Annotated in this window: 27 protein-coding genes; 7 read left to right on the top strand and 20 right to left on the bottom strand. The window is 65.4% G+C overall.

All coding sequences use genetic code 11. The features are described 5' to 3' along the window. Window positions 1-376: 376 nt before the first annotated feature. The 4 genes from AC24YW_RS21185 to AC24YW_RS21170 all read left to right on the top strand — a co-directional run bounded on the left by AC24YW_RS21185 (window position 377) and on the right by AC24YW_RS21170 (window position 3,832). Window positions 377-529 (top strand): DUF1127 domain-containing protein, encoded by a 153-nt coding sequence (locus AC24YW_RS21185; protein ID WP_007590701.1) that lies wholly within the window; start codon window positions 377-379, stop codon window positions 527-529. A gap of 127 nt (window positions 530-656) precedes the next feature. Continuing rightward, window positions 657-2,084 carry a methylenetetrahydrofolate--tRNA-(uracil(54)-C(5))-methyltransferase (FADH(2)-oxidizing) TrmFO gene (trmFO, locus tag AC24YW_RS21180; RefSeq protein ID WP_487484527.1) on the top strand — a complete coding sequence of 476 codons (1,428 nt, stop codon included), beginning with the start codon at window positions 657-659 and terminating at the stop codon, window positions 2,082-2,084. A 7-nt stretch (window positions 2,085-2,091) separates the two neighbouring features. After that, complete coding sequence (locus AC24YW_RS21175; RefSeq protein WP_487484526.1) at window positions 2,092-3,186, top strand: AMP-binding enzyme; 1,095 nt, start codon at window positions 2,092-2,094, stop codon at window positions 3,184-3,186. Between the two features lie 94 nt (window positions 3,187-3,280). Further along, a complete protein-coding gene (locus tag AC24YW_RS21170; RefSeq protein ID WP_487484525.1) occupies window positions 3,281-3,832 on the top strand; it encodes a CAP domain-containing protein in 552 nt (183 codons plus the stop codon). Between the two features lie 12 nt (window positions 3,833-3,844). Here the strand turns inward: AC24YW_RS21170 and AC24YW_RS21165 are convergent, their stop codons facing one another. Further along, entirely contained in the window at window positions 3,845-4,318 is a 474-nt protein-coding gene (locus AC24YW_RS21165) for a VOC family protein (RefSeq protein WP_008547150.1), read from the bottom strand. Between the two features lie 148 nt (window positions 4,319-4,466). Between AC24YW_RS21165 and AC24YW_RS21160 the strand changes: the two genes are divergently transcribed. After that, a complete protein-coding gene (locus tag AC24YW_RS21160; protein WP_487484524.1) occupies window positions 4,467-5,645 on the top strand; it encodes an aminotransferase class V-fold PLP-dependent enzyme in 1,179 nt (392 codons plus the stop codon). 5 nt (window positions 5,646-5,650) lie between these two features. Here AC24YW_RS21160 and AC24YW_RS21155 read toward each other — a convergent pair whose 3' ends face one another. The 6 genes from AC24YW_RS21155 to yajC are packed head-to-tail and all read right to left on the bottom strand — an operon-like array spanning window position 5,651 to window position 11,295. After that, window positions 5,651-6,892 carry a threonine ammonia-lyase gene (locus AC24YW_RS21155; protein ID WP_487484523.1) on the bottom strand — a complete coding sequence of 414 codons (1,242 nt, stop codon included), beginning with the start codon at window positions 6,890-6,892 and terminating at the stop codon, window positions 5,651-5,653. A 45-nt stretch (window positions 6,893-6,937) separates the two neighbouring features. Further along, window positions 6,938-7,801 carry a phytoene/squalene synthase family protein gene (locus AC24YW_RS21150; protein WP_487484522.1) on the bottom strand — a complete coding sequence of 288 codons (864 nt, stop codon included), beginning with the start codon at window positions 7,799-7,801 and terminating at the stop codon, window positions 6,938-6,940. After that, complete coding sequence (locus AC24YW_RS21145; RefSeq protein WP_487484521.1) at window positions 7,798-8,181, bottom strand: Mth938-like domain-containing protein; 384 nt, start codon at window positions 8,179-8,181, stop codon at window positions 7,798-7,800. Before AC24YW_RS21145 ends, AC24YW_RS21150 begins: the two co-directional genes overlap by 4 nt. Before the next feature lie 60 nt (window positions 8,182-8,241). After that, the gene (gene secF / locus AC24YW_RS21140) at window positions 8,242-9,261 is read right to left on the bottom strand and encodes a protein translocase subunit SecF (protein ID WP_487484520.1); all 1,020 of its coding nucleotides are present in this window, start codon (window positions 9,259-9,261) and stop codon (window positions 8,242-8,244) included. A gap of 10 nt (window positions 9,262-9,271) precedes the next feature. After that, complete coding sequence (gene secD, locus AC24YW_RS21135) at window positions 9,272-10,876, bottom strand: protein translocase subunit SecD (protein ID WP_487484519.1); 1,605 nt, start codon at window positions 10,874-10,876, stop codon at window positions 9,272-9,274. 50 nt (window positions 10,877-10,926) lie between these two features. Further along, window positions 10,927-11,295, bottom strand: a complete 369-nt coding sequence (gene yajC / locus AC24YW_RS21130; protein ID WP_025036456.1) for a preprotein translocase subunit YajC — start codon at window positions 11,293-11,295, stop codon at window positions 10,927-10,929. Window positions 11,296-11,477: 182 nt separating this feature from the next. Here yajC and AC24YW_RS21125 point away from each other — a divergent pair, with 182 nt between their 5' ends. After that, window positions 11,478-12,458, top strand: coding sequence for an ATP-binding protein (locus tag AC24YW_RS21125; protein ID WP_487484518.1), 981 nt, complete (start codon window positions 11,478-11,480; stop codon window positions 12,456-12,458). Window positions 12,459-12,648: 190 nt separating this feature from the next. Here the strand turns inward: AC24YW_RS21125 and AC24YW_RS21120 are convergent, their stop codons facing one another. Both AC24YW_RS21120 and AC24YW_RS21115 read right to left on the bottom strand, forming a co-directional pair. Continuing rightward, entirely contained in the window at window positions 12,649-14,034 is a 1,386-nt protein-coding gene (locus AC24YW_RS21120) for a peptidoglycan DD-metalloendopeptidase family protein (RefSeq protein ID WP_487484517.1), read from the bottom strand. A gap of 109 nt (window positions 14,035-14,143) precedes the next feature. Continuing rightward, window positions 14,144-14,794 (bottom strand): protein-L-isoaspartate(D-aspartate) O-methyltransferase, encoded by a 651-nt coding sequence (locus tag AC24YW_RS21115; RefSeq protein ID WP_487484516.1) that lies wholly within the window; start codon window positions 14,792-14,794, stop codon window positions 14,144-14,146. Window positions 14,795-15,022: 228 nt separating this feature from the next. On the opposite strand from AC24YW_RS21115, the gene AC24YW_RS21110 reads away from it, so the two are divergent. Beyond that, window positions 15,023-15,394, top strand: a complete 372-nt coding sequence (locus AC24YW_RS21110; RefSeq protein ID WP_487484515.1) for a response regulator — start codon at window positions 15,023-15,025, stop codon at window positions 15,392-15,394. Window positions 15,395-15,396: 2 nt separating this feature from the next. Here the strand turns inward: AC24YW_RS21110 and surE are convergent, their stop codons facing one another. The 11 genes from surE to argS form a co-directional block, all read right to left on the bottom strand. Beyond that, window positions 15,397-16,164 (bottom strand): 5'/3'-nucleotidase SurE, encoded by a 768-nt coding sequence (surE, locus tag AC24YW_RS21105; protein ID WP_487484514.1) that lies wholly within the window; start codon window positions 16,162-16,164, stop codon window positions 15,397-15,399. Between the two features lie 108 nt (window positions 16,165-16,272). Further along, the gene (locus AC24YW_RS21100; RefSeq protein ID WP_487484513.1) at window positions 16,273-16,635 is read right to left on the bottom strand and encodes a hypothetical protein; all 363 of its coding nucleotides are present in this window, start codon (window positions 16,633-16,635) and stop codon (window positions 16,273-16,275) included. A 119-nt stretch (window positions 16,636-16,754) separates the two neighbouring features. Continuing rightward, window positions 16,755-18,086, bottom strand: coding sequence for a serine--tRNA ligase (gene serS / locus AC24YW_RS21095; protein ID WP_487484512.1), 1,332 nt, complete (start codon window positions 18,084-18,086; stop codon window positions 16,755-16,757). A 137-nt stretch (window positions 18,087-18,223) separates the two neighbouring features. Continuing rightward, window positions 18,224-19,036, bottom strand: coding sequence for a twin-arginine translocase subunit TatC (tatC, locus tag AC24YW_RS21090; protein WP_487484511.1), 813 nt, complete (start codon window positions 19,034-19,036; stop codon window positions 18,224-18,226). Beyond that, on the bottom strand, window positions 19,033-19,527 hold the full coding sequence (gene tatB / locus AC24YW_RS21085) for a Sec-independent protein translocase protein TatB (RefSeq protein ID WP_487484510.1): 495 nt from the start codon (window positions 19,525-19,527) through the stop codon (window positions 19,033-19,035). The genes tatC and tatB overlap by 4 nt, the downstream gene beginning before the upstream one ends. Window positions 19,528-19,615: 88 nt before the next feature. Continuing rightward, the gene (locus AC24YW_RS21080) at window positions 19,616-19,852 is read right to left on the bottom strand and encodes a twin-arginine translocase TatA/TatE family subunit (RefSeq protein ID WP_212084662.1); all 237 of its coding nucleotides are present in this window, start codon (window positions 19,850-19,852) and stop codon (window positions 19,616-19,618) included. Window positions 19,853-20,019: 167 nt separating this feature from the next. After that, window positions 20,020-20,775, bottom strand: a complete 756-nt coding sequence (gene scpB, locus AC24YW_RS21075) for an SMC-Scp complex subunit ScpB (protein ID WP_487484509.1) — start codon at window positions 20,773-20,775, stop codon at window positions 20,020-20,022. Between the two features lie 21 nt (window positions 20,776-20,796). After that, the gene (locus AC24YW_RS21070; RefSeq protein WP_036012765.1) at window positions 20,797-21,636 is read right to left on the bottom strand and encodes a segregation and condensation protein A; all 840 of its coding nucleotides are present in this window, start codon (window positions 21,634-21,636) and stop codon (window positions 20,797-20,799) included. Then, complete coding sequence (nagZ, locus tag AC24YW_RS21065; RefSeq protein WP_487484508.1) at window positions 21,633-22,661, bottom strand: beta-N-acetylhexosaminidase; 1,029 nt, start codon at window positions 22,659-22,661, stop codon at window positions 21,633-21,635. Before nagZ ends, AC24YW_RS21070 begins: the two co-directional genes overlap by 4 nt. 46 nt (window positions 22,662-22,707) lie before the next feature. Continuing rightward, the gene (locus AC24YW_RS21060; RefSeq protein WP_487484507.1) at window positions 22,708-24,258 is read right to left on the bottom strand and encodes an SPOR domain-containing protein; all 1,551 of its coding nucleotides are present in this window, start codon (window positions 24,256-24,258) and stop codon (window positions 22,708-22,710) included. Between the two features lie 140 nt (window positions 24,259-24,398). Then, window positions 24,399-26,189 (bottom strand): arginine--tRNA ligase, encoded by a 1,791-nt coding sequence (argS, locus tag AC24YW_RS21055; protein WP_487484506.1) that lies wholly within the window; start codon window positions 26,187-26,189, stop codon window positions 24,399-24,401. Between the last annotated feature and the right edge of the window lie 5 nt (window positions 26,190-26,194).

Here is a 26,194-nt window from a genome sequence, read left to right as displayed (position 1 = left end):
GCTCAAATGGATTTCAAATGAATCCATATTCACATAATCGCAGCGCGTCCTATGCGAATCGGGCAGGCACGACTTGAGTCTAGAAGCTGCCGAATTGCACCTACTGGCCGGTTACGGGCAGCTTATTCCCGCAATGACCCAGATCAATTTGTAACATAAACCCGTTATTTCACGGGTACTTATACCCAATTCCAGACGGCCTTGGCCAAACTCTTGGCGGGAGCGCCTTCCAGTTAATCATCCGTTACGCGCGCTATGCACCCTACGCTTAGCTGCATCGCAACATCGGAACTTTCGCACTGCACCACTCTCACCTATATTCATTTCAACGATAAGGCCTCAAGCAAAGGCTGAATCGAACTACAGGAGACTACCAATGCTGCTCTCGCTCATCCGCATGATCCAGGCCTTCCGGGACTATCAGCGCAATGTTGCCGAGCTGTCCCAGCTCAGTGATCGCGAACTGGCCGATATCGGCCTTGATCGCTCGGACATCCCGCGCGTTGCCGCCGGCCAGTATCAGGGCTGATATCGTTCAGCCCTTCATCGGAACGGACCGATAGCGCCCGCCTCGTGCGGGCGTTGTCGCATCTGGTGGCCGAAAACTCGATCTCGGCGATTCCACTCTCCGCCGAAAAGCGCTACCTGTCCGCCCCATGACAGGACCCCAATCCAACATCGTCCACGTGATCGGTGCCGGCCTCGCCGGCTCGGAAGCTGCCTGGCAGGTTGCGAAGTCCGGCGTGCCCGTGATGCTGCACGAGATGCGGCCGACCCGAATGACCGAGGCGCACCGCACCGACGGGCTCGCCGAGCTCGTCTGTTCCAACTCGTTCCGCTCGGATGACGCCGCCAACAACGCCGTCGGCTTGCTGCATGCGGAGATGCGCCGCCTCGGCTCGCTGATCATGCGCGCGGCCGACGCCAACCAGGTGCCCGCCGGCGGCGCACTCGCGGTCGATCGCGACGGCTTCTCGGCGGCCGTCACCAAGGCGCTGAACGATCATCCGCTGATCGAGATCGCGCGCGGAGAGATCGCAGGCTTGCCGCCGGCCGCGTGGAGCAACGTCATCGTCGCCACCGGCCCCCTCACCTCCGCGCCGCTGGCCGACGCCATCCGCGAGCTGACCGACGAGAACGCCCTCGCCTTCTTCGACGCCATCGCGCCGATCGTGCACCGCGAATCCATCGACATGTCGGTAGCCTGGTTCCAATCGCGCTACGACAAGGTCGGCCCCGGCGGCAACGGTGCCGACTACATCAACTGCCCCATGACCAAGGAGCAGTATGAGGGCTTCGTCGCCGCGCTGATCGCCGGCGAGAAGACCGAGTTCAAGGAATGGGAGACCAACACGCCCTATTTCGATGGCTGCCTGCCGATCGAGGTGATGGCTGAACGTGGCTCCGAGACGCTGCGCCATGGTCCCATGAAGCCGGTCGGCCTCACCAATCCACACGATCCCACCACGAAACCCTACGCGATCGTTCAGTTGCGCCAGGACAACAAGCTCGGCACTCTCTACAACATCGTCGGCTTCCAGACGAAGCTGAAGTATGGCGAGCAGCAGCGCATCTTCCGTACCATTCCGGGTCTGGAAAACGCCGAGTTCGCCCGCCTCGGCGGCCTGCACCGCAACACCTTCCTGAACTCGCCGAAGCTGCTCGACGGCCAGCTGCGGCTGCGCGCACAGACGCGGTTGCGCTTCGCCGGCCAGATGACGGGCTGCGAGGGCTATGTGGAATCCGCCAGTGTCGGCTTGATCGCGGGTCTCTATGCAGCCGCGGACGCGCGCGGCGAGACGCTTGTCAGCCCGCCGGCGACGACCGCACTGGGATCGCTGCTCGGTCACATCACGGGCGGCCATATCGAGACCATCGAGCCGGGCACGCGCTCGTTCCAGCCTATGAACGTCAATTTCGGCCTGTTCCCGCCGCTCGCGAGCCTGCCAACGAAGAAGCCCGACGGCACGCGACTGCGCGGCAACGAGAAGACCGTGGCCAAGAAGCAGGCGCTGAGCGCACGGGCGCTCGCCGATCTCGACCGCTGGATCGCCGATCACCTGCGCATTGCCGCCGCCGCGTGAGATTGCGATGAGCTTGCCCAAAGACGACGCCGCAGAGCTGTCGGCGCGCTGGACCGAAGGCGTCCTGCTCAAGCGCGATGTATTCTCGGCCGTCGAGCGCGGCCGTTTCCGCAACGAAGGCGGCGAGATCGACGCGGTGCTGCGCCGGCTCGACGAGGTGCCGTGGTGGTCGTTTCTGCTGGCGCGCCACCTGTTCGCCCGCGAGAAGCAGGCCCTGGTGCGCGCCAAAGGCCTCGACGTCGGTCCCGAGCTGCTATGGGCCGGGCGCCGCGCCCTGGTGCGGGGCTTCGTCGACGGCGTCGCGCTGCATCTGGCAAAGCCTCATGGCGATCTCGCCTATTTCCGTTCGGCCAAGGCCGCACTGCGCCGACTGCGCCGCGCCGGCATCTGCCACAACGATCTCGCCAAGGAGCAGAACTGGCTGGTCGGCCGCGACGGCCGCGCCTATGTGACCGACTTCCAGCTCGCCGCGTGCTTCAAGCGCCGCGGCCGGCTCTATCGCATCCTCGCCTATGAAGACCTCCGGCATCTGCTCAAGCACAAGCGCTCCTACGCGCCGGAGGCGCTGACGCCGCGCGAGCGAAAGATCCTGGCGAGGAAGTCGTTCGCCGCGAGCCTGTGGCTCGCCACCGGCAAGAAGGTCTATCGCGCCATCACCCGCGGCCTGTTCAATTTCACCGACCGCGAGGGCGGCGGGCGCCGGCTCGTCAACGACGCGCCGGTGCTGGCCGAGCTGATCCGCCGCAATCCCGCCGTGCGCGACGCCGCCATCGTCGCCTTTGCTGACCGCCGCTCCGGGGTCGGGCTGTACGCGTTCGTCGAATCCGATCAGGCTGCGCTCGAGGGCCAGCTCCGCAGCGAGCTTGCCGCCGCCAAGGGACCGAAGCCGCCCGAGCACATCCAGGTCGTGCACGCCCTGCCACGCAACAGCAGCGGCAAGCCGCGCACCGAGGTCCTGCAACTGGTCGCCATGAACCAACTCGACCTGATCGAGCCGATGATGAAGAACGATCAGGACCGCGCCTTTCTGAAGGACATCCTGGAACAGCGCAAGAACCTGCGCGACCGCTTCAATTTCGAGGCGAAGCTCCCAACGAGCTAACGCGGAATCTGCGCCTTGAAGCCTCCACAATGGCGATCGAGAAGCGCTGGATCGCGCAGGATTGGCAGAGATTATGGGCGCTCGGGAGACCATGATGCATCGTATGGTTGGCGGAACGATCGCTGGCCTTGTGCTGCTGGCAGGCGCGCCCGCGCTGGCCGACTCATCGGCGGAGCTGATCTCCAGCTTCCGTCTCAAGCATGGGGAGGCCCGCGTCGTCCGCGACGCCACCCTCGATCGCATCGCCATGGATCAGGCGCGCGCGATGGCGGCGAAGGATGATCTCAGCCACGACGCGCTCGGCCCGTTCAACCGCCGCGTCGCACCGGCCCGCGCGGGCCGCGCCGCCGAGAACATCGCCTACGGCTACGACAGCTTCGAGAAGACGCTGGGCCAGTGGATCGACTCCTCCGGGCACCGCAAGAACCTGTTGCTGCACAACGCCTCGCGCGTCGGCATTGCCAGCGCCAAGAATGCGAGTGGCAAGCGCACCTATTGGGCCATGGTCATCGCGGGCGACTACGAGAAGGGCAAAGGCAAGAAAAAGGACAAGGAGCCCGTCGTTGCCGTGAAGCGCGAGCCCGCGCCCGCAAGCAAGCCGAAGACCAGCAATTGTCACGTCAAGCTGCTCGGCCTCTGCATCTGAGGCGCGACCGTCTCAGCCGCGGCGCGCGGCCTCGATCGCGGCGACGTCGATCTTCGTCATCCCCATCATCGCATCGAAGGCGCGCTTGGCCTCCGTGCCACCGGCGGCCAACGCCTCAGTCAGCACCCGCGGCGTGATCTGCCAGGAGACGCCCCATCTGTCCTTGCACCAGCCGCACGCACTCTCCTGCCCGCCATTGCCGACGATGGCGTTCCAGTAGCGGTCGGTCTCCGCCTGATCGTCGGTGGCGATCTGGAACGAGAAGGCCTCGTTGTGCTTGAAGACGGGTCCGCCATTGAGGCCGAGACAGGCAACGCCGGCTACCGTGAACTCGACGGTCAGGACATCGCCTGCCTTGCCAGACGGATAGTCGCTGGGCGCGCGATGGACCGCACTCACCGCGCTGTCGGGAAACGTCTCGGCATAGAAGCGGGCCGCGGCTTCAGCATCCTTGTCGTACCAGAGGCAGATCGTGTTCTTTGCCATTGGGTATTCCCCGTGGTTCCGTGCCAGATTGCGCTTCCGATCAGCATAGGCATCCCGATCCGCATGCTCCAGCTGGAACAGTCGATTGCCCGAGCTTGCTCACGTGCGTCATTGTGTCTACCAGGAACCTGACGATGGAGGCTCTGACGTGATCGACATCAATCAGATTCGTGCCGACACGCCTGCTGCCTCCCGGCTCGCGTATCTCCACAATGCCGGTGCGGCTCTCATGCCCGCGCCCGTCGTCGCGGCGATGAAGGGACATATCGATCTCGAGAGCGAGATCGGCGGCTATGCCGCAGCCGATCGCGCGTCAGATCGGCTCGAAGCCGTTTACGGCTCAGTGGCCCGGCTCCTGAACGCATCACCGGATGAAATCGCCCTGGTCGAGAACGCGACGGTTGCCTGGCAGATGGCGTTCTATTCGCTTCCATTTCGAGAGGGCGACCGGATCCTGACGGCCGAAGCGGAGTACGCCGCCAATTACGTTGCGTTTCTTCAGGTCGCCAAACGCACAGGCGCGGTCATCGATGTGGTGCCGAGCGATGCGACGGGCGAGTTCGATGTCGGCGCACTCGAACGCATGATCGACGAACGCGTGAAGCTGATCGCCGTCACCTGGGTTCCGACCAATGGCGGGCTGGTCAATCCTGCAGCGGCCATCGGCAGGATCGCGCGGGCACATGGCATTCCCTATCTGCTCGACGCCTGCCAGGCGGTCGGGCAGATGGCGGTCGACGTCAAAGCCATCGGCTGCGACATGCTGTCAGCCACGGGACGCAAATTCCTGCGGGGGCCGCGTGGTACCGGCTTTCTCTATGTGCGCGGGGCACTGCTGCAGCAGCTCGAGCCACCGATGATCGACCATTTTGCAGCGCCCTGGGTCTCGCGCGATGAGTATCGGCTCCGCGACGATGCCCGCCGCTTCGAGACCTGGGAGAACAATTACGCGGCCCGCCTTGGGCTCGGTGCTGCCATCGATTATGCGCTCGACATCGGCATGGACGCCATCGAGGAGCGCTGCCGGCTGCTAGCAGGCCGCCTTCGCAGCGGGCTCGCCTCCATTGGCGGCATCACCATGCGCGACCTCGGCCGCTCGCCTGGCGCCATCGTCAGCTTCACCTTGGATGGATACGAGGCGGAGGCCATTGTCAGCAGCGCCGCGGCGGCGGGCATCACGATCGGCGCTTCGGACCCGTCGAGCACGCGCATCGATGCCGAGATCCGTGCGCTGCCCCATCTCGTGCGGGCTTCCCCCCACTACTACAACACCGAAGCCGAGATCGACCGGCTGATCGACCACGTCGCGGATTTGGCGTCACGTTAGCGCGCTCAGGTGCAGCGCGCGCTCAGTCCGGATGCGTTGAGCCTCGCCATCACCTCGTCGAGATGGGCGGCATCGCGTGTCTCGATGACGAGCTGCAGAAGCGTCGCCTTGGCCGGCAGGTCGGAGAAGGTCCGCTGGTGCGAGACCTCGATGATGTTCGCACCCGCCTCGGCCAGCAACGCCGCGACCGCGGCGAGCTGCCCGGGCCTGTCCGGGATATCGAGCGACAATTGCGTCAGCCGTCCCTCGCGCGCCAGCTCGCGGGTGAGCACGGAGGCGATCAGCCGCGTGTCGATATTGCCTCCGCTCAGCACGAGGCCGACCTTCTCGCCGGCAAAGCGGGACGGATCGGACATCAGCGCCGCGAGGCCGGCGGCGCCGGCGCCCTCGACGACCGTCTTCTCGATCGAGATCAGGGTCGCGACTGCGCGCTCGAGCTCGGCTTCGTTGACGAGCGCAATGTCGTCGACGAGGCGGCGGACGATCTCGGTGGTGATCTTGCCCGGTGATTTCACCGCGATGCCCTCGGCGAGCGTGTCGCCGCGCGCCGGCAGATTGCCGTCGTGGATGGCGTTGTACATCGAGGGATACAGCCAGGCCTCGACGCCCAATATCCGCAGCGACGGCTTGATCGACTTCGCGGCAATGGCAATCCCGCTGATCAGACCGCCGCCGCCGATCGGGACGACGAGCGTGTCGAGCTCCGGGACCGCCTGCAGCACTTCCAGCCCGATCGTGCCCTGCCCGGCGATGACGAGCGGATCGTCGTAAGGATGGACGAAGACCATGTGGTGCGCTTCGCCGTGGCTTCGCGCAAAGGCGGCCGCCTCTTCCAATGTCGCGCCGGTGACCACAACCTCGGCGCCGTGATGCCTGGTGTTCTCGATCTTCACCATGGGCGTGCCGATCGGCATCACGATGGTGGCGGGAATGCCGAGCCGCCTGGCGTGGTAGGCAACGCCTTGCGCGTGGTTGCCCGCGGACATCGCGATCACGCCCCGCGCGCGCTCCTCCGCCGTCAGCGCGGTGAGCCGGTTGAGCGCACCGCGCTCCTTGAACGAGGAGGTGAACTGGAGGTTCTCGAATTTCAGCCAGATGTCGCAGCCGCAGATGCTGCTCAGCGTGCGGCTATGGCTACAAGGCGTCTCGACGACGGCGCCTTTGATAGTCTTGGCGGCGGCGTGAATGTCTTCAGGTGCGACCGGAAGGCCGCCGAGATCGAACGAGCTTTGGGATATGTCAGCCATAGGACAGCATAGAGCATTTGGCCGGGCCAGGCGATAAGCCGGCGTCTATTTGGTAAATTCACGCGATCGCGAGGCGCGCCACAGCGTCCAGAGCGTGCGCAGCCGCGAGGTCGGCTGCAACGTAAACGGATTGCGTCCCGGGTGCGACAAGCGCTCGAGATCGGCCTGCGCCTGGCGCAGCGGCAGAAACGCCGGCCGCACCGGCGGCGCCACCTGCGCCAGCAGCGATGAGGCCGCGCTCACATGCTGCCGGGCTTCACCCGCGAGCTGCTCCAGCACCGCATGGAGATTGGGTGTCTCCTTGCCGGCGAAGACATCCTCCATGCTGCAATCGTGCTTCTCGAGCACCTGCTGCGGCACGAACAATTGCCGGTGCGCGGCATCGCGCGGCAGATTGGCGATGACCTGCACGATACCCTGCGCCAGCCCGGCATGGCGGGCGAGATGCTCGGCCGCCTCCGACGACGGTCCCAAGACCTGCGCTGCCAGGGCGAACAGCGCCGATGAGGTCGCCGCGAGGTAACCTTCCAGCGCTGCCATGGTCGGCATCGGGTCGTTGTAGAGATCGAACTGGTGCTCCTCGGCAAGCCGCGACAGCGGCTCGACCGGCAGGTCGAAATCGCGGATCGCGCGAAGCAGCTCGGCCGCCACCGGATTGCCCTCGGCGCTGCCATGGACATGGCCCGAAAGCATGTCGGTCCACCATTGCAGGCGGATCTCGCCGGGCAAGGGTTGGCTCACCTGGTCGCGAACGCGGACGATCTCGACGTTGAAGGCATAGAGCGCCAGCAAAGCGCGGCGCTCGGCGGCCGGCGCGAACAGGGTCGCGGCGTAGCGCGGAAAATCATGACTGCGCACGAGATCGGCGCAAAAAGCAACGGAGTCGGGCGGCGGCGGCGCGTTGCTCATGGCACGGCGATCAGCGCGGCGGCAACCCGCCGCCGTTCGCCGATCATGATGTTGTAGGTGCGTACGGCCGGGCCGGTCTGCATCGTGTCCAGCACCACCCTCACCGCCTTGAGCGCCTGGCGCAGCTCCGGCGGCGGCAGCCACAGCCCCGTTCCGGTGCCGACCAGGAGTGTGTCGATGCTGTTGGCGGCCGTGAACACCCGATCCAGCGAGTAGCGGTCGATCTTGGCCGGATCGACCACATCCCAGGCCCAGATCGCGTCGGGCAGGCAGAGCAGCGAGCCGCGATGGGACATGCCGGCAAAGGCGAAGCCGCCCTTGCCATAGGCATCGATCGGCGCCGAGCGCGGGAAATGCGGAGCGTTGAGATCGCCGGCCATGAGCCTCGTCCGAATGGGCTTACTGCCCTCGCAAACGCCTGCGAGGGCATGAGGTTCGGATCATGCCTTGCTTTTCTTCGCTGGCGTCGCCGTGTCGGGCGCATCCTCGCGATGCTCGCCGACACCGAGATAGATCAGGATCGGGGCTGCAATGAAGATCGAGGTGTAGGTGCCGACCAGCACAACGCCGAACATCATCACCGCGGTGAAGCTGTGGATGGCATGGCCGCCGAACAAGAGCAGCGCGAGCAACGCCAGCGTCACCGTGACGTGGGTGATGATCGAGCGTGACAGCGTCGAGTTGATGGATTCATTCAGCAGCTGCGGCATCGGCATCTTCTTGTAGCGCCGCAGCATTTCACGGATGCGGTCGTAAATGACGACGGTGTCGTTGAGCGAATAGCCCAGAATCGTCAGCAGCGCTGCGATGCTGGTCAGGTCGAAATCCACCTGGCTGATCGACATGAAGCCGATCGTGAGCACGATGTCGTGCACGTTGGCGATCATGGCGCCGAGCGCGAACTGCCATTCGAACCGGAACCAGAGATAGATCAGGATCCCAACGATCGCGAGCATCAGGCCGAGCATGCCGTAGGCCAGGAGCTCGCCGGCGACGCGCGGACCGAGCACTTCGGTGCGCTGAATGTCGACGCTGTCGCCAAGCGCGCCACGAAGCTTCTGCAGGGCTGCCTGCTGGGCGGCGTCGCCGCCCGGCTGCTCGGCAACGCGGATCAGGACGTTCTCGGGACCGCCGAACTGTTGCAGCTGGACCTCGCCGAGGCCGAGGCCGTCGAGCGAGGTACGCATCGCCGCGATGTCGGCGGTGCCGGACTTCGCCTTCACCTCGAGCAGCGTGCCGCCCTTGAAGTCGATACCGAGGTTCAGGCCGTGGGTGAAGAACAGCACGATCGCGACGATCGACAGCGCGGCCGAGATCGGAAAGCTGATGCGACGGAAACGCGTGAAGTCGAAATGCGTATCGTCCGGGACGATGCGCAGCGACGGCAGCAGGCCGAGGGCCGCGACCACGGTGAGGATGGCGATGAGAACGCCGAGCCCGATGAGAACGGTCTGAGTCACGATCAGGCTCCTAGATCGGCACGCTCTGCGGCCGCTTCCACCGCACCCACCACGCCACGATCAGCCGGGTCAGGGTGAAGGCGGTGAACACCGTGGTGATGATGCCGATGCCGAGCGTCACGGCGAAGCCGCGCACCGGACCGGTGCCGATGTAGAACAGCACCGCGGCGGCAATGAAGGTGGTGATGTTGGAATCGAGGATGGTGGCGAGCGCCCGCTTGAAGCCGGCGTCGATGGCCGAGATCGCGTTGCGGCCGCTGCGCAGCTCCTCGCGGATGCGCTCGTAGATCAGCACGTTGGAATCGACGGCGATGCCGACTGTGAGCACGATGCCGGCGATGCCGGGCAGCGTCAGCGTGGCATTGAGCAGCGACAGCAGGCCGAAGATCATGGCGACGTTGATGGCCACCGCGATATTGGCGAACACGCCGAACAGGCGGTAGGTCACGAGCATGAAGATGATGACGAGAATCGAGCCGACATAGGCCGCAAGCTCGCCCTTTTCGATCGAGTCCTGGCCGAGGCCGGGACCGACGGTGCGCTCCTCGACCACCGTGAGCGGCGCCGGCAGCGCGCCGGCACGCAGGAGAATTGCGAGGTCGTTGGCCGATTGCACGGTGAAATTGCCGGAGATCTGGCCCTGGCCGCCAGTGATGGGCTCGCGGATGACCGGTGCCGAGATCACCTTGTTGTCGAGCACGATCGCGAAAGGCAGTCCGACGTTCTCGGTCGTGGCCTGCGAGAACTTGCGGGCGCCCGACGTGTTGAACTTGAAGCTGACGACCGGCTCGCCGGTGCGCTGGTCGAAGGTCGCCTGGGCGTCGGTCAAATCGCCGCCGGCAACCAGCACCTGCTTCTTGATCACGTAGGGCGTGGGCGGCGGCGACGCGCTCATGAGCAGCTCGGATTCCGGCGGCAACCTGCCCGCTTGCGCCTGATCCGGCGGCACGGAGCTGTCGACCATGCGGAATTCCATCTTCGCGGTCTTGCCCAGCAGCTCCTTCAGGCGGGTCGGATCCTGAAGGCCGGGGACCTGCACCAGGATGCGGTCGTTGCCCTGGCGCTGGATCACGGGCTCGACGGTACCGAGCTCGTTGACGCGGCGCTCGACGATCTGGATCGACTGCTCGATGGTCTTTCGCAGGCGATCGAGTATCGCCGGCTGCGGAACGCTCAGGCGGATCACACCGCCGGCCGCATCGGCCACCTCGAGGTCGCGCTGACCGCTGGAGCCCATCAATCCGCCGAGTGGCTGGGACAGCTCGCGCAGCTTGGCGAGCGCCGGCTGCACGTCGGTTTCCTTGGTGATGCGAACCTCGACCGCGTCATTGCGCACGGTGACGCCGCCGGTGAAGCCGATCTTGGCGTCGCGCAACGTCCGGCGAACCTCGTCGCGGATCTGATCGAGCCGTTCCTTCTTCACGTAGTTGGAATCGACCTCGAGCAGCAGATAGGAGCCGCCCTGGAGGTCGAGTCCGAGCACGAGACGGCGCTGCGCCCAGGCCGGCCAGGTCTTGACCTGGGCCTCGGGGAAGAAGTTCGGGACCGCGCAGAGGCACACGATCAGCGCCGTCAGGATAATCCCGAGCGCCTTCCACCGCGTGAAATACAACATCGACTGGACCTGTCAGATCAGGAGACTTGAAGGGACTCGCGGTGAAGCGTTCACTTCGCCGCGGTGTCGTCCTTGGCGCTCTCTTTGGCGCTTTCCTTGGCCGGCTCGCCCTTGGCGCGAACGCCCGAAATCATCTGGCGCATCTGCCTTACGCGCACGCCGTCGGAAATCTCGAACTCGATCTGGTCGTCGTCGACCACCTTGGTGACCTTGCCGACGAGGCCGCCCGAGGTCACCACAGTGTCGCCGCGGCGGATGTTCTTCACGAGCTCGGCGTGGTCGCGGACCTTCTTCTGCTGCGGGCGCAGAATCAGGAAGTACATGATCACGAAGATCAGGGCGAACGGCAGCAGCGACATCAACATGCTGTTGGTGTCGCCAGCGGCCGCGGCCTGGGCATACGCAGGGGTAATCAGCATTCGGACGATCCTCGTGAGAACGGGGGACAGCCGGTCAGGCCCTCGAAGGCGACCGGTTCGGTCAAATTCGCGCGGACTATAGCGGCCATTGCCCCAATTGCAACGCTGCCAGACCGCCCTTTTGGGCCACCTTGCGGCGGCCCGTGAGGCCCGATAAGGCTGCGTTCTCAGGAACTTCGGACATGCCCAAAAACCATAGCAAAAGCCCGGCCGGCAAAGGCCCCCGCACCCCTGCCAACAAGCCCAGCCGCGTCGCGGCAAAACGCCCCACGGCGGCGGTCATCAAGGCAGGCCCAGACCTCGCCCAGGAGCGCATCGTCCGCGCCCTGGAGACCATTGCGGCGCACCTCTCCGCGCAGGGCAAGCCGGCGGTCGAGGCCGAGTCGTTCAAGCGGGCGGATGCCTATGTCTGGCATCCCGACGGGCGCCTCTCGGCGGTGCCGCGCGTGAGCCGCGTCGAGCTGTTCCTGCTCAAGGGCGTCGACCGGATGCGCGACATCCTGATGGAGAACACCGAGCGCTTCGCCAATGGCCTGCCGGCCAACAACGCCCTGCTCTGGGGCGCACGCGGCATGGGCAAGTCGTCCCTGGTGAAGGCGGCGCATGCCAGCATCAACGCGGAGCGCAAACCGTCCGACAAGCTCAAGCTGATCGAGATCCACCGCGAGGACATCGAGAGCCTGCCGGCCCTGATGGAGCAGCTGCGGGCCTCCTCCTTCCGCTTCATCGTGTTCTGCGACGATCTCTCCTTCGACGGCAACGATGCCTCCTACAAGTCGCTCAAGGCGGTGCTCGAAGGCGGTATCGAGGGCCGGCCCGAGAACGTCATTCTCTACGCCACCTCCAACCGGCGCCATCTGCTGGCGCGCGAGATGATCGAGAACGAGCGCTCGACCGCGATCAATCCGGGCGAAGCAGTCGAGGAGAAGGTCTCGCTGTCGGATCGCTTCGGCCTCTGGCTCGGCTTCCACCGCTGCAGCCAGGACGAATATCTCGCCATGGTGCGCGGCTATTGCAGCCATTTCGGCATCGCGATCGACGACGAGGCGCTCGAGCGCGAGGCACTCGAATGGTCCACGACGCGCGGCTCGCGCTCGGGCCGCGTCGCCTGGCAGTTCGTGCAGGAGCTGGCGGGACGACTGGGTGTGAAGCTGACAGCGTAGTAAGGCTGGCTTTCACCCACCCTCAACTGTCATTCCCCCCGAAGGCGGGGAATCCAGTACGCCGCGGCCAATCGGCTCAACAACCGGTGCTTCCGGAATACTGGATCGTCCGCCCCAGTGCGCGAGTGCGCACAAGGCGGACGATGACAGCGTGTATTGACGAAGGGGTGCCCGACCGAAGCGGCGCGCCTCACGCCCCGTTCAGGAATTGAAGCGGGTCAACCGGGCTCGATCCCTTGCGGATCTCAAAGTGGAGCTGCGGCGACGCCACCTCCCCGGATTGACCCGACTTGGCAATGACCTGGCCGCGCTTGATGGTATCGCCGCGCTTCACCAACAGCTCACTCGCATGGGCATATGCGGTGACGTAGCCGTTGGAGTGCCGAACCAGAACCAGATTGCCGTAACCCTTCAGCTCGTTGCCGGAATAGGCGACGACGCCATCTTCGGCCGCCTTGACCGGCGTCCCCTCGGGCACCGCGAGGTTGATGCCGTCGTTGGACTTGCCATTGGTCTTGGCACCGTAGCTCGTGACCACCTTGCCGCGGACGGGCCAGCGGAAGGTTGGCAGCGCGCCGGTGGCCTCCGCAGCCTTCGCCGTCGTCTCGGCGGGCTTCTCTTCGACATTGCTCGTGGCCTGGGCGAGCCGCGCACTCTGCACGGGTGCGGCGGCAGTAGCCACCTTGGTCGCAGGCGCCGGAGCAGCCGCGACGGGCTGGAGCGTTCCGGCCACCGGTGCAGCCGCGACCGGAGCCGCAGCAACCGGCGCCGCAACGGCGGCGGTCTTGGCGCCGGGCACCGTCAGCTTGGTGCCCAGCTTGAGCTTTGCCGACGGATCGAGGCCGTTGGCACGGGCGAGCTCTGCCGCCGATATGTGGTTCTTGCGCGCGATGCTGGCGAGCGTGTCGCCACGATTGACGAAGTGCGTGCTCGGCGGTGCCGCGACGACAGCAACCGGCTTCGCCGCAGGCGCTGCCGCGACAGGGGCCATCGCAGGCGCCGGTGCAGCTGCCGTCGCCGGAGACCGAATGATCAATTGCTGGCCGGGCGAGAGCGCCCGCGGACCCTTGTAGCCGTTGGCGGCAAGGATCGCCTGCGGCGTGACGCGATAACGCTTGGCGAGCACGTCGAGGGTGTCGCTGGTGCCGACGATGATCTTGGTCCCGCCGGCCGGCTGGGCGGCCGCGACCGACCGCGGCGGGACGGTCGCCGTGGTCTCCAGGTGCGGTTGCGCCGGAGGCGCATATGAGCTGACGCCGCGTCCGCCGCCCGACACCCCGCCCCCGGAGGCAACGGGATAGGATTGCGGGGCAGATACCGCGGGCGGAGGCAAAGCCTGCGATTGGTAGTAACCGGGCTGCGTCTGCGGCCGCGCATATTGCGGCAGCTCACGCTGCGGCGGCGGCGCCTGCTGCACCGAACCGGTCTGCTCGGAGGCGAAAGGATTGGAGAAGTTGGTCTGGGACAGCCGCGACGACATGTCGGCGCTGCACCCTGCAAAGCTGAAGGAAATCAGCGCCAGCACCGCGACCTGCGGCACGCGGCGCGAGTAAAGCAACTCGGCGACAGCGGACATGGTTACTCACTCGTACGCAACAGAACTGGTGTTTTAAGTAAACACGCGGCGAGTAAATAACGGCTTAACCCTCACAATAAGATGTTGGCGGCACTGCCGATCCGGGATTCTACAGCTCCCGCGCCACCCCGGGCAGTGCCGGCACGAAGCGGACCTCAACGAGTTCCTTGCGCTCGATTCCGGTTTCGCTGCGGGCCAGGCGGGTCAGCGTCTGCACGCCCTGATGCGGGCCGACCGGGGCGATCAGGATGCCCCCAACCTCCAGCCGCTCGACCAGGTTCTCCGGTATCTGCTCCATCGCCGCGGTGACGATGATGCGGTCGAACGGGCCGATGTTGGGAGGCAGATTGAGACCGTCACCGAGCATCACCTCGACATTGTGACAATCGAGCTTCTCAAACCGGGCGCGTGCCGTGTCGGCGAGCTTGCGATAGCGCTCGACGGTCAGCACCTGGCCGGCGAGCCGCGACAGCACGGCGGCCTGGTAGCCGGAGCCGGTGCCAATTTCGAGCACCCGGTGCTGCTTCTGGAGCTGGAGTTGCTCGGTCATGTAGGCAACGACGAAGGGCTGGCTGATGGTCTGCCCGCAGGCAATCGGCAGCGCGCTGTCACGATAGGCGCCCTCGCGATCGGCCTCGTCGACGAAAAGCTCGCGCGGCACCTCTTCCATGGTCCGCAGCACGGCCTGATCGCTGATGCCCCGACGCCTCAGCGTGAGCTGAAACATCATCTTTTCCGGCGGGTGCTGGTGGGGCGTCATTGCTGCTATTGCTCATCTCGTCCGGCGGAGCGCGGCACTGCACCGCAAGAACCCGAGACGGGAATCTTGTTCCGGCTCAGGAACTCATGATAGGTTTCAGTGCAGCATTTGACCACAACAAGGCTTTCAAAGCGCTAAGCCATTTGCGGGATTTGCGTTCGCCGAAACGCGCATTGCGTCGCCTATCGTTATCTGCGAACGTTCGCGAGAATGGGCAAGGACTCAACCATGACTGCGACAGGGCTTTCGGGCCGCTCTGTTTTCCTCGTCGAGGACGAGGTCATGATCAGAATGATGGTCGCGGACATGCTGGAGGAGCTCGGCTACAAGGTTGCCGCCGAAGCGGGCGACATCGCGGAAGCCATGCGGCTCGCGCAATCCACCGAGTTCGATCTCGCCATTCTCGACGTCAACGTCAACGGCAAGGTCATTTCGCCGGTCGCCGATGTCATCATGGCCAAGGGCTGCCCGTTCATCTTCGCCACCGGTTACGGCTCCTCCGGCCTGCCCGAGCAATATCGCGACCGGCCGGCGCTGCAGAAGCCGTTTCAGCTCGACGCGCTCGGCAAGACCATCGAGGCCGTGCTTCGCCGCGGCTAACCTTATTCCAGCGCGAGGCCCAGCGCTTCCGAAAACGCCTCGTCGGTGCGGTCGAGCCTGAGCGGGGTGACCGAGACGTAGCGCTCACGCAGCGCCGCGAGATCGGTGCCATCGGCGGGCGTGTCGAGCATCGCGGTCCGTTCGAAGCCGATCCAGAAATAGGGATTGCCGCGGCCGTCCCTGCGCTCGTCGATCCTGAGGAAGCCGAGATTGCGCTTGCCTTGCCGCGTGACGCGAATGCCCAGCACCTCCTCCGGCGCGCAGGACGGGAAGTTGATGTTGATGACGGTGTCCTTCGGAACGCCGGCGGCGATCACCTTGCGCACGATATCGGGCCCGAATTTGCGCGCCGTGTCCCACGGCGGCCGTTCGCGCGTCTCGACGCTGAACTCCTGCGACAATGCGAATGACGGCAACCCCAGGATGGTGCCTTCCAATGCGCCGGCAATGGTGCCGGAATAGACCACGTCTTCGGCGACGTTGCGGCCCTTGTTGACGCCGGAGAGGACGACATCGGGCAGCTTGGCACCCAGGATATGGCGTGCCCCCATGATGACGCAGTCGGTCGGCGTGCCGCGCACGGCGAAGTGCCGCGGGCCGACCTCGCGCAGACGCAAGGGATCGTTCAGCGATAGCGAGTGCGACACGCCGGATTGGTCGAGCTCGGGCGCCACCACCCAGACATCGTCGGATAAAGCGCGCGCGATCTCCTCCACGACCTCGAGGCCGGGAGCATGGATGCCGTCGTCATTGGTGCAGAGGATGCGCATGCGGAAGGTTCGATTCCTGAAATAGGGTCTGAGCCGTCTTATCCGGCCAGGGCCGATCAGGCAAACCGGACGATTGCGGTCCGGCGGCTGGTTCCCCGGTTGATCCCGCTAGCGGCGAACGCGCCATTGCGGCAGGAAGCGCGCAAGCCGGCCTTCCGCACGCAATTGCATCGCCGGCACGACCGGGTTCACGACGGAAGCCTCGATGACGCCGAGCTCCATCAGCTGCGCGACGAACGGGTCGGACGTCGGCTCCTGCGGAAAGCGTTCGCGTGCCAAGCTCAGCGCTTTGTCGAAATCCGCAGTGTTGACCCCGGGCTTGGCCCGCCGGCTCTGCACGAGATCGTCGTCCCAGAGCCGCGCGACCTCGATGTCGAGAACGCCGCGGAGGCGCTGGTCGATGGCCTGGATTCCGGCCCCCGTCACCGCCCATTGTCTTCCGACCCAGAAGATGTCGCGGTGCAAGGCCATGAACGGATAGGTTCGCGTGGACGGGCCGGCAGGATAGCGAGCCGCCCGATCTTCGCAACGCGATTCTCGTCATCCCACGTTTTCGGATGCGAACCGGCGCCCACGTCGCGGGACAACGCTTAGTCGCGTGCGATCACCTTCAGCCCACCCATATAGGGCTGCAGCACGTCCGGAACCGCGATCGAGCCGTCCTCCTGCTGATAGGTTTCCATCACGGCGATCAGCGCGCGGCCGACTGCGGTGCCGGAGCCGTTCAGCGTGTGCACGAAGCGCGGCTTGCCGTCGGGCCCACGCGAGCGCGCATCCATCCGCCGTGCCTGGAAGTCGCCGCAGACCGAGCAGCTCGAGATCTCGCGGAACATGCCGCCATCGCCCTGCCCGGGCATCCAGACCTCGATGTCGTAGGTTTTTTGCGCCGAGAAGCCCATATCTCCTGCGCAGAGCGTCATCACACGGTAATGCAGGTCGAGCTTCTGCAGCACCTGCTCGGCACAGGACAGCATCCGCTCCAGCTCATCCTTGCTCACTTCCGGCGTCGTGATCGAGACCAGCTCGACCTTGGTGAACTGGTGCTGGCGGATCATGCCGCGGGTGTCGCGCCCGGCCGCACCCGCCTCGGCGCGGAAGCATGGCGTCAGCGCGGTCAGCCGCATCGGCAACTGCTTCTCGTCGAGGATCGACTCGCGCGCGAGATTGGTGAGCGACACTTCGGCGGTGGGGATCAGACCGAGGCGCTCGGTCTTCAGCCGCTCATGGTTCGGCGCGGCGAGCAGCTCGCCCTTGATCGCCCAGAATTGATCGTCCTCGAATTTCGGCAGTTGTCCGGTGCCGAACATCACCTCGTTGCGCACCAAGAGCGGCGGGTTGATCTCGGTGTAGCCGTGCTCGGTGGTGTGCAGATCGAGCATGAACTGGCCGATGGCACGTTCGAGCCGCGCCAGCCCCTTCTTCAGCACGACGAAACGCGCGCCGGAGAGCTTTGCCGCCGCTTCGAAATCCATGTAGCCGAGCGCGGTGCCGAGATCGTCATGCAGCTTCGGCGCAAAGCCATAATTGCGCTTGTTGCCGAACACGTGATGCTGAACGTTGCCGTGCTCGTCGACGCCCTCGGGCACGTCATCGAACGGGATGTTCGGGATCGCGGCCAGCTCTTTGTTCAGCTCGTCGTCGGCGGCTTTCGCAGCCGCTTCGAGCTCCGGCATCGTGGTCTTGAGCTCGGCGACCTCGGCCATCAGCTTGGCTGCGCGCGCCTCGTCCTTGGCCTTCTTGGCATCGCCGATTTCCTTCGAAGCTGCATTGCGCCGCGCCTGCGCCTGCTCGGACGCCAGGATCGCCGCACGCCGCTTCTCGTCGATCGCGAGCAGCGAGGCCGACATCGGCTTCAGACCACGCCTCGCGAGGCCGGCGTCGAAGGCTTGCGGATTGTCGCGGATCGCTTTGATGTCGTGCATGGCTGTCTTCCCGTCATGGCCGGGCTTGTCCCGGCCATCCACGTATCTGCCGCCTTAGATCAAGTCGTGGATGCCCGGGTCAAGCCCGGGCATGACGAATCATGGGCTGGACAGCGACATGATAGTGCGAAAGTGCCCTACTCCGCCGGATTGGCGGGCGTCGACACGTCGGTGCCGGTAGCTTGCGACGAAGCCGCCGCCTTCCTCTCCACCATCCCAACCGCGATGATCGAGCCCTCGTACAGCGCCATCAGGGGGATCGCGAGCGAGCACTGGCTGAGCACGTCGGGCGGCGTCAGCACGGCTGCGATCACGAAGGCGAGGACGATGAAGTAGCGGCGCTTCTCGCGCAGCATCGTCGAGCTGACGATGCCGATCCGCCCGAGCAGCGTCAGGATCACCGGCAACTGGAAGGCGATGCCGAAGGCGAAGATCAGCGACATCATCAGCGACAGATATTCGCCGACCTTGGGCAACAGCTGGATCTGCGCGGTCTCGTCGCCGCCGGCCTGCTGCATGCCGAGCGAGAAGCGCACCAGCATCGGCAGCACGACGAAATAGACCAGCGCCGCGCCGAGCACGAAGAAGAACGGGGTTGCGACCAGATACGGCAGGAAGGCCTGCTTCTCGTGCTTGTAGAGCCCGGGCGCGACGAACTTGTAGATCTGCGTCGCCACGATCGGGAACGAGATGAAGCCGGCACCGAACAGCGCGAGCTTGAGCTGGGTGATGAAATATTCGAGCAGCGCCGTGTAGATGAATTTCGAGTTCTCGGGGCCCGCGATCCACACGAACGGCCAGACCAGCACGTTGTAGATCTGCTTGGCGAAGAAGAAGCAGAAGATGAAAGCAATGCCAAAGCCGAGCAGCGCCTTGATCAGCCGCGAGCGCAGCTCGATCAAATGGTCCATCAGCGGGGCTTTGCTGGCCTCGATATCGGCGTCGGTCATGACGCTTTGGCGTCCTTGATCGCCTCGGATGGCGCGGTGTCCTGCGCAACCTTTGCCGGCTCGACCTCACGGGTGATCGCAAGCGGCTCGTTGGCGGCCGCATGCGCTTCGGCTTCCATGAAGGTCGAAGGCGTCGGGGTCTCCGGTGTCGTGGGCGTGACGGGCGGATCGACGGCAGTGGCGGTCGGCGCCTCGGCCGGCTTGTCCAGCGCATCGATGCGAAGCGCGTCGCTGACGTCCTTCTGGAGCGAAGTCATCGGATTGAAACCCGTGGCGGCTTCCTTGACCTCGTCGAAGCTCTTCTTGAGGTCGGCCATCTCCGCCTCACGCATCGCTTCCTGGAACTGGCCCTGGAATTCGGCGGCCATCTTGCGCGCCTTGCCCATCCATTGTCCGACCATGCGCAGCACGCCCGGCAGCTCTTTCGGGCCGATGGCGATCAGGGCCACGACCCCGATGAGGACCAGTTCACTCCACCCGATGTCAAACATGAGGTCTTCCGTTCACGCCAGCCGCAGCCGGCCCAACCCTCGCGCGCAGGATAGGGGCGCTGGCCGCGTCTCGCGTGCTTCTTTCGGCTCAGACGGCCTTGCTGCCGACGTCGGACCGTGCCGCGGTCGGCGCGGCGTTATTGTGCTCGATGGACTTGGCCGGCTCGGGCTTGTCACCGGACTTGTCGTCGTCCTGCATGCCCTTCTTGAACGCCTTGATGCCCTGCGCCACGTCGCCCATCAGATCCGAAATCTTGCCGCGGCCGAACAGCAGCAGGACCACTGCGATCACCAGGATCCAGTGCCAAATGCTGAGTGAACCCATCCTGCAACCCTCCAAACGCGCATGGCCGGGGGACCCGGCCGATCTTCACCGAAACCTAGGCTTGGCAGGGCTCAAAAACAAGGACCAAGGCAGCGCCAATTCGCTGTCGGCGCTACGCAATCTTGCTAGTGTTAACTGGTCGCAGGGGCCCGTAATTCGCCGGGGCGTCACTCTTCGGTGCCGCCCTCGCCGCTCCCCTCATTGCCGCCTTCCGGCGGGCTCTCGGGCTCGACCGCAGGCGCAAGGGCGAGATCGAGGTCATCGCCCGGTTCCAGCGGATCCTCGTCCTCCCGCAGGGCCGGATCATCCGACGGCGTCGGCACGCTGAACCCGGTCGGCAGGCGCGAATCCAGCAGGCCCGTGCCCTTGAGCTCTTCCAGGCCCGGCAGATCGCCGAGCTGTTCCAGGGTGAACTGCGACAGGAACTCCTCGGTGGTTCCGAAGGTCAAGGGCCGGCCCGGCGTCTTGCGCCGGCCGCGCGGCTTGATCCATCCGGTCTCCAGCAGCACGTCGAGCGTCCCCTTCGACGTGATGACGCCGCGGATCTCCTCGATCTCGGCCCGCGTCACGGGCTGGTGATAGGCGATGATCGCCAGCACCTCGATCGCGGCCCGCGACAGGCGGCGGGTCTCGGTGCTCTCCCGCGTCATCAACCAGGCCAGATCGCCGGCGGTGCGGAACGTCCATTTGTTGGCGACGCGGACCAGATTGACGCCGCGCGAAGCATAATCGGCCTGCAACTGCTGGAGCGCAGCCTTGACGTCGACGCCTTCGGGCATGCGCTTGGCCAGCGTCGCGGTGTCCAGCGGTTCACTCGAGGCGAACAGCAGCGCCTCCAACAGCCGCAATTCCTCGGGGCGCGCCTGGGATTCGCTCTCCATCGGCTCGGCCTCTTCTACCCGCACTTCAGCCAGGCTTGCCATGGCAGATTCTCCTTCTTGCACTTAAGCGACCGGCGCATCAGGCGCAGGAGCTGCGTCCGGGACCGGTTTTGGGCGCCCCTTCCGGAAATAGATCGGCGCAAACGCCTCTTTCTGATTCAGCTCCAACTGACCTTCGCGCACCAATTCGAGCGCGGCGGCAAAGCTCGAGGCGAACACCGTTGCGCGCTGCGTCGGGTCGGCGACATGCCGGATCAGGAAGTCGTCGAGAACACCCCAATCGTCCTGTTCGGTGATGCTGCCGACCAGTCGCTCCAGCGTGGCGCGGGCTTCGGCGAGCGACCACACCGTGCGCTTGGCCAGATGCACGCTCGCCAGCACGCGCGACTGGCGCTGCGCGGCATAGGCGGTGAGCAGGTCATAGAGCGTTGCGGTATATTTCGGGTGCTTGATCTCGGCGATGTGCTCGGGCTCGCCTCGCGCGAAGATGTCGCGCTGCAATTGCGGCCTGTTCATCAGCCGGTTGGCGGCTTCGCGAATGGCTTCCAGGCGGCGCAGCCGGTTGGCGAGCGCCGTCGCCATCTGCTCGGCGCTCGGGCCTTCCGCGCTCGGCGGCTCCGGCAGCAGCAGACGCGACTTCAGGAAGGCGAGCCACGCCGCCATCACCAGATAGTCCGCGGCGAGCTCCAGCCGGATCTTTCGCGCGGCTTCGATGAAATGCAGGTACTGGTCGGCGAGCGCGAGGATCGAAATCTTGGCGAGATCGACCTTCTGCTGCCGCGCCAGCGCGAGCAACAAGTCGAGCGGGCCCTCATAGCCCTCGACGTCCACCACCAACGCCGGCTCACCCTCGGCGAGCTCTGCGGGCCGCCCGGTTTCGAACGATAGGATTTCTGCGGTCATGCCGATGCCGTGTTTGCCCGTGCGATCAATGCATCCAATTCGGCGCGTGCGGCCACGCGGTCGAACGGCTGCGGCGGCTTGCGTGCGGCGAGCGCGGCGTTCGCCCGCTCCAGCGCCCTGCCGGCCAGTTCAGGTGTCTCCCCGGCGACGTCGCGCATCTCCTCGATGTTGCCGTTGCAATGCAGGGCCACGTCGCAGCCGCCCGCGAAGATAGCGCGAGTCCGCTCGGCGATATTTCCCGACAGCGCGTTCATCGACACGTCATCACTCATTAACAAACCCTGGAACCCGATTGCGCCGCGAATCACGTCAGCAATCATTGTCGCAGATGTCGTCGCCGGATGGACGGGGTCGAAGGCGCTAAACACAACATGTGCAGTCATGGCCATCGACAGATCAGCGAGCGGCTTAAAGGCAGCGAAATCGGTCCGCTCCAGCTCGTCTCGGGCCGTGTCGACGGTCGGTAGCTTGAAATGGGTGTCGGCGGTGGCGCGGCCATGCCCGGGAATGTGCTTGAGCACGGGCAACACACCGCCCTGCTCCAGGCCCTCGGTGACCGCGCGGGCAATCGCCGCGACCTTGCTGGGCTCGGTGCCGTAGGCCCGGTTGCCGATGACCGCGTCGGCGCCCGCCACCGGCACGTCAGCCAACGGCAGGCAATCCACGGTAATACCGAGATCGGCAAGATCGGCCGCGATCAGCCGGGCGCTGAGGCGGGCCGCGGCGAGCCCGAGAGCCGAATCAGTGTCGTACAAATTCGCAAATACGGCCCCCGGCGGATAAACCGGCCAGTGCGGCGGTCCCAGCCGCTGCACCCGTCCACCCTCCTGGTCGATCAGGACCGGCGCGTCGGGAGCATTCGCCACCGAGCGCAATTCCGCAACCAACGCAGCAACTTGTGCCGGTGTTGCGACATTGCGCTTGAACAGGATGAAGCCCCATGGGCGTTCGGCACGGATAAACCCCCGCTCGGCGGCGGTCAGTTCCGTTCCGGATACGCCGGTAATGAAGGCCCGCGTGCTCATAACGGCCGATTAACCCTGCCCCGTCAGGGGGTCAAGGAAACCGCGGTTAATTCCTCTGGATGAAGCAGGTCGGCAGGCCGGCGGCCTTCAGGCTGTTGCAGGCCTGAGTCGCTTCTTCGGCCGACGCATAGGGACCAGCGAACGCGCGGTAGACGATGCCCTTGCCCTTGTCGGTCAGGTCGACCCGCTTGATCACTGGGGAGCGCGAGCCGAGCACGCTGCCATACTTGCTCTGAAGCACTCGATAGGACGCGGCGGCGCTGTCCTCGCTCTGCTGCGAGGAGACTTGCACGATGTAGCCGCCGCTGCTGCTGCTGGTCGGCGCGATCTGCGTCGGGCTGGTCGCAGCCATCCGCTGCGGCGGCTCGGCCGCGGGGGATGATTGCGGCGCCAGCGACATCGGCTGGTTGGCGCTGGCATTGGCCGAGGTCGGCGGATTGCGCGGCGCGGCGGGCGCAACGGGCGGGGCAACAGGCTTCGGCGCCGCGGCCGTCGGCTTAGCGGCCGATTGCGGCACGGCGCTATCGGTCTGGTCACCCTTCACCGCCACCGTCCTGATCGGGCGCGGCGAATTGTTCGGCAGGGTGCCGTTGCTGGGGTTGGGGCTCGACCCCGCGCTCGGCGGCGGCACGTTGGACGGCGACACGCTCGCCACCGACGGCGGGTTCGCATTCTGGTTCAGCGGCGGGAACACCACGCGCGGCCCGCCTGCCTTGGCGTTGACGTCGACGGGCGCCTCCTCGCGCGGCACGATCTTTTCGGTGCCGTCACCGCTGACCATGCGGTCCGGCACCTTGGCCGCGGAGTCAGTCGGCGCCGGCACGATCTTGGTCGGCGTGTTGTCGGCCTTGATGATCGGCGGCTCGCCGCTGCGAGGCGAGCCGATATAGGTCTTGTAGGCGAACGCGGCTCCGGTGCCGACCACGGCAAGCGCCAGGATCGCCGCGACCGTCATCATGCCGCCGCGCTGCTTCTTCGGCTGCTCGACCTCGTCCTCGGGATAGTCGCTCTGGTAGGCGTAAGGGTCGTCGGGATAGGCCGGCTCGCGCTGATAGTCCTGCTCGCCGGTCTCCAGTCGACCATAGAGCGCATCGTCGTAGCGCGACGGATCGGGCTGCGCATACGGCTCCGGATAGGACTGCTCCTGGTAGGCCTGACCATGCTGCTGATAGGCCTGCTCCGGATGGGCCTGATCTTGATAGGTGTTCTGATATGCCTGGGGCTGATGAACGACAGGCTCGGGCGCAGCAGGCCTGGCCGCGTAGCGATGCAGCGGATGAACTGGGCTTACGGTGACCGGGTAGTCAGGCTCCGGCGCGGGTGCCGGCTGCGGTTGCACGTTGGCACGCCGCATCCACGAGGGCGGCGACGGTGTCTCCTCGGCATAGTCCTGCTGATCATCGCCCCGGCGGTAATCGTCGTCCTGATAGCTCTGGGCGGGCGCCGCCGGCGGACGCGACTGCGCTGCGAAGGGATCGGTCTGCCCGATCAGACGGGCGAGCTCGGCCAAGGGATCGCTATCCGCCTTCCCATGCTGGTCGCCGCCGCGACCATAGTCATCGGAAGGAAACGGTCTGTCCTGATATCGTTCGGCCATCGTGATGATGCGTCCCTTCGGGAAAGCCGCGCGCCCCTCGACCAAGGCACGGCTTTCGACCCACAAGGCTTTCAACCAAGTCTAAGCGATCCGGCTTCTGCCGGTTACCCCCGAATTCCCCTTAAGTAGTTCGCCCCAAACTACCGCATCTCGTCCGGGGCATGGACGCCGAGGATGGCGAGGCCCGATGCCAGGACCGAGACGACGCCCTGGACCATTGCCAATCGCGCCTTTGTAAGATCTGCATCATTATTGATAATGAAGCGTAAATAGGGCAAATCGCGCCCTCTCGTCCAAAGTGCATGAAATTCGCTGGCTAAATCATAGAGATAAAAGGCAATTCGGTGCGGCTCATGGGCCGCGGCGGCGGCTTCCAGCATGCGCGGATAAATTGCGAGCTGCTTAAGAAGATCGAGCTCGACCGGGTCCGACAGCCGTTCCACCGCCGACTCAGCGAGCCAGGCGATGCGCGCGCCGGTATCCTCCGGCAGTTCCGGGAACACCTCCGCCCGCGCGTTGCGAAAGATCGAGTGGCCACGAGCGTGGCCGTACTGGACGTAGAACACCGGGTTGTCGCGCGACTGTTCCATGACCTTGGCGAGGTCGAAGTCGAGCACCGCGTCGTTCTTCCGGTACAGCATCATGAAGCGGACGGCGTCCTGGCCGACTTCATCCACCACTTCACGCAAGGTGACGAAGTCCCCGCTCCGCTTGGACATCTTCACCGGCTCGCCGTTGCGCAAGAGCTTCACCAGCTGGACGATCTTGACGTCGAGCGATCCCTTGCCCGACGTCGTCGCTTTCACCGCCGCCTGCATGCGCTTGATGTAGCCGCCGTGGTCGGCGCCCCAGACGTCGATCATCTCGGCAAAGCCGCGGTCGAACTTATTCTTGTGATAGGCGATGTCGGAGGCGAAGTAGGTGTAGGAATTGTCCGACTTAATCAGCGGACGGTCGACGTCGTCGCCGTAAGCGGTCGCCCTGAACAGCAGCTGCTCGCGGTCTTCCCAATCCTCGACCGGCGCGCCCTTCGGCGGCGGCAGGCGGCCTTCGTAGATGTCGCCCTTGGCCTTCAGGAAGTCGATGGTCTCGGCAACCTTGTTGTTGCCGGTCTCGATCAGGGAGCGCTCGGAGAAGAACACGTCGTGGCGGATGTTGAGGGCGGCGAGATCGTCCTTGATCTCGTCCATCATCATCGCGATCGCCTTGGCGCGCACGGTCGGTAGCCACTGGGCCTCGCTCATCGCGAGCAGCTTGTCGCCATGCTCCGTCGCGAGCGCCTGCCCGACCGGCCTGAGGTAGTCGCCGGGATAGAGCCCTTCCGGGATCGCGCCGATGTCCTCGCCGAGCGCTTCGCGATACCTCAGGAAGGCTGAGCGCGCGAGCACGTCGACCTGGGCACCGGCGTCATTGATGTAATATTCGCGCGTGACGTCGTGGCCGGCGAACTGGAGCAGGCTCGCCAGCGCGTCGCCGAACACGGCGCCGCGGCAATGGCCGACATGCATCGGCCCGGTCGGATTGGCCGAGACGTATTCGACATTGACCTTGGCGCCGCCCCGGATGCGGCCGTAATCCGCGCCTTCGCGCAGCACCGTCCGCAGCGCCTCGGCCCAGGCGGCCGGCTTCAAGGTCAGATTGATGAAGCCGGGGCCGGCGACATCGACCTTGGCGATCAGCGCATCCGTGCGCAGCCGTTCGGCGATCTGCTCGGCGAGATCGCGCGGCTTTGCCTTTGCCTCTTTCGCAAGCACCATCGCGGCGTTGGTCGCCATGTCGCCATGGGAGGCATCGCGCGGGGGCTCGACCACGACGCGGGAGAAATCGATGCCCTCGGGCCAGCTGGACTCCGCCGCGAGCGCGCGGCAGGCGTCGTGCACGCGTGCGAGCACGTCAGCGAACAGATGCAGCGATGAGGATGTCTGGGGCATGGCCG

This window comes from Bradyrhizobium sp. USDA3516, from assembly GCF_057651995.1.
Note: the sequence above shows the minus strand (reverse complement) of the source record. Positions and strands in the feature narration are given on the sequence as shown.

Bases quoted from the DNA above. Each gene is read 5' to 3' on its own strand.
- AC24YW_RS21175 (WP_487484526.1), top strand. From the start codon at position 2,092: ATGAGCTTGCCCAAAGACGACGCCGCAGAGCTGTCGGCGCGCTGGACC.
- tatB (WP_487484510.1), bottom strand. From the start codon at position 19,527: ATGTTTGACATCGGGTGGAGTGAACTGGTCCTCATCGGGGTCGTGGCC.
- AC24YW_RS21115 (WP_487484516.1), bottom strand. From the start codon at position 14,794: ATGACGCCCCACCAGCACCCGCCGGAAAAGATGATGTTTCAGCTCACG.
- serS (WP_487484512.1), bottom strand. From the start codon at position 18,086: ATGCACGACATCAAAGCGATCCGCGACAATCCGCAAGCCTTCGACGCC.
- AC24YW_RS21070 (WP_036012765.1), bottom strand. From the start codon at position 21,636: ATGACCGCAGAAATCCTATCGTTCGAAACCGGGCGGCCCGCAGAGCTC.
- AC24YW_RS21150 (WP_487484522.1), bottom strand. From the start codon at position 7,801: ATGAGCAACGCGCCGCCGCCGCCCGACTCCGTTGCTTTTTGCGCCGAT.
- AC24YW_RS21060 (WP_487484507.1), bottom strand. From the start codon at position 24,258: ATGGCCGAACGATATCAGGACAGACCGTTTCCTTCCGATGACTATGGT.
- argS (WP_487484506.1), bottom strand. From the start codon at position 26,189: ATGCCCCAGACATCCTCATCGCTGCATCTGTTCGCTGACGTGCTCGCA.
- tatC (WP_487484511.1), bottom strand. From the start codon at position 19,036: ATGACCGACGCCGATATCGAGGCCAGCAAAGCCCCGCTGATGGACCAT.
- trmFO (WP_487484527.1), top strand. From the start codon at position 657: ATGACAGGACCCCAATCCAACATCGTCCACGTGATCGGTGCCGGCCTC.
- scpB (WP_487484509.1), bottom strand. From the start codon at position 20,775: ATGGCAAGCCTGGCTGAAGTGCGGGTAGAAGAGGCCGAGCCGATGGAG.
- AC24YW_RS21125 (WP_487484518.1), top strand. From the start codon at position 11,478: ATGCCCAAAAACCATAGCAAAAGCCCGGCCGGCAAAGGCCCCCGCACC.
- AC24YW_RS21185 (WP_007590701.1), top strand. From the start codon at position 377: ATGCTGCTCTCGCTCATCCGCATGATCCAGGCCTTCCGGGACTATCAG.
- AC24YW_RS21080 (WP_212084662.1), bottom strand. From the start codon at position 19,852: ATGGGTTCACTCAGCATTTGGCACTGGATCCTGGTGATCGCAGTGGTC.
- AC24YW_RS21155 (WP_487484523.1), bottom strand. From the start codon at position 6,892: ATGGCTGACATATCCCAAAGCTCGTTCGATCTCGGCGGCCTTCCGGTC.
- surE (WP_487484514.1), bottom strand. From the start codon at position 16,164: ATGCGCATCCTCTGCACCAATGACGACGGCATCCATGCTCCCGGCCTC.
- AC24YW_RS21145 (WP_487484521.1), bottom strand. From the start codon at position 8,181: ATGGCCGGCGATCTCAACGCTCCGCATTTCCCGCGCTCGGCGCCGATC.
- secD (WP_487484519.1), bottom strand. From the start codon at position 10,876: ATGTTGTATTTCACGCGGTGGAAGGCGCTCGGGATTATCCTGACGGCG.
- AC24YW_RS21100 (WP_487484513.1), bottom strand. From the start codon at position 16,635: ATGGCCTTGCACCGCGACATCTTCTGGGTCGGAAGACAATGGGCGGTG.
- nagZ (WP_487484508.1), bottom strand. From the start codon at position 22,661: ATGAGCACGCGGGCCTTCATTACCGGCGTATCCGGAACGGAACTGACC.
- AC24YW_RS21110 (WP_487484515.1), top strand. From the start codon at position 15,023: ATGACTGCGACAGGGCTTTCGGGCCGCTCTGTTTTCCTCGTCGAGGAC.
- AC24YW_RS21170 (WP_487484525.1), top strand. From the start codon at position 3,281: ATGCATCGTATGGTTGGCGGAACGATCGCTGGCCTTGTGCTGCTGGCA.
- yajC (WP_025036456.1), bottom strand. From the start codon at position 11,295: ATGCTGATTACCCCTGCGTATGCCCAGGCCGCGGCCGCTGGCGACACC.
- AC24YW_RS21165 (WP_008547150.1), bottom strand. From the start codon at position 4,318: ATGGCAAAGAACACGATCTGCCTCTGGTACGACAAGGATGCTGAAGCC.
- AC24YW_RS21120 (WP_487484517.1), bottom strand. From the start codon at position 14,034: ATGTCCGCTGTCGCCGAGTTGCTTTACTCGCGCCGCGTGCCGCAGGTC.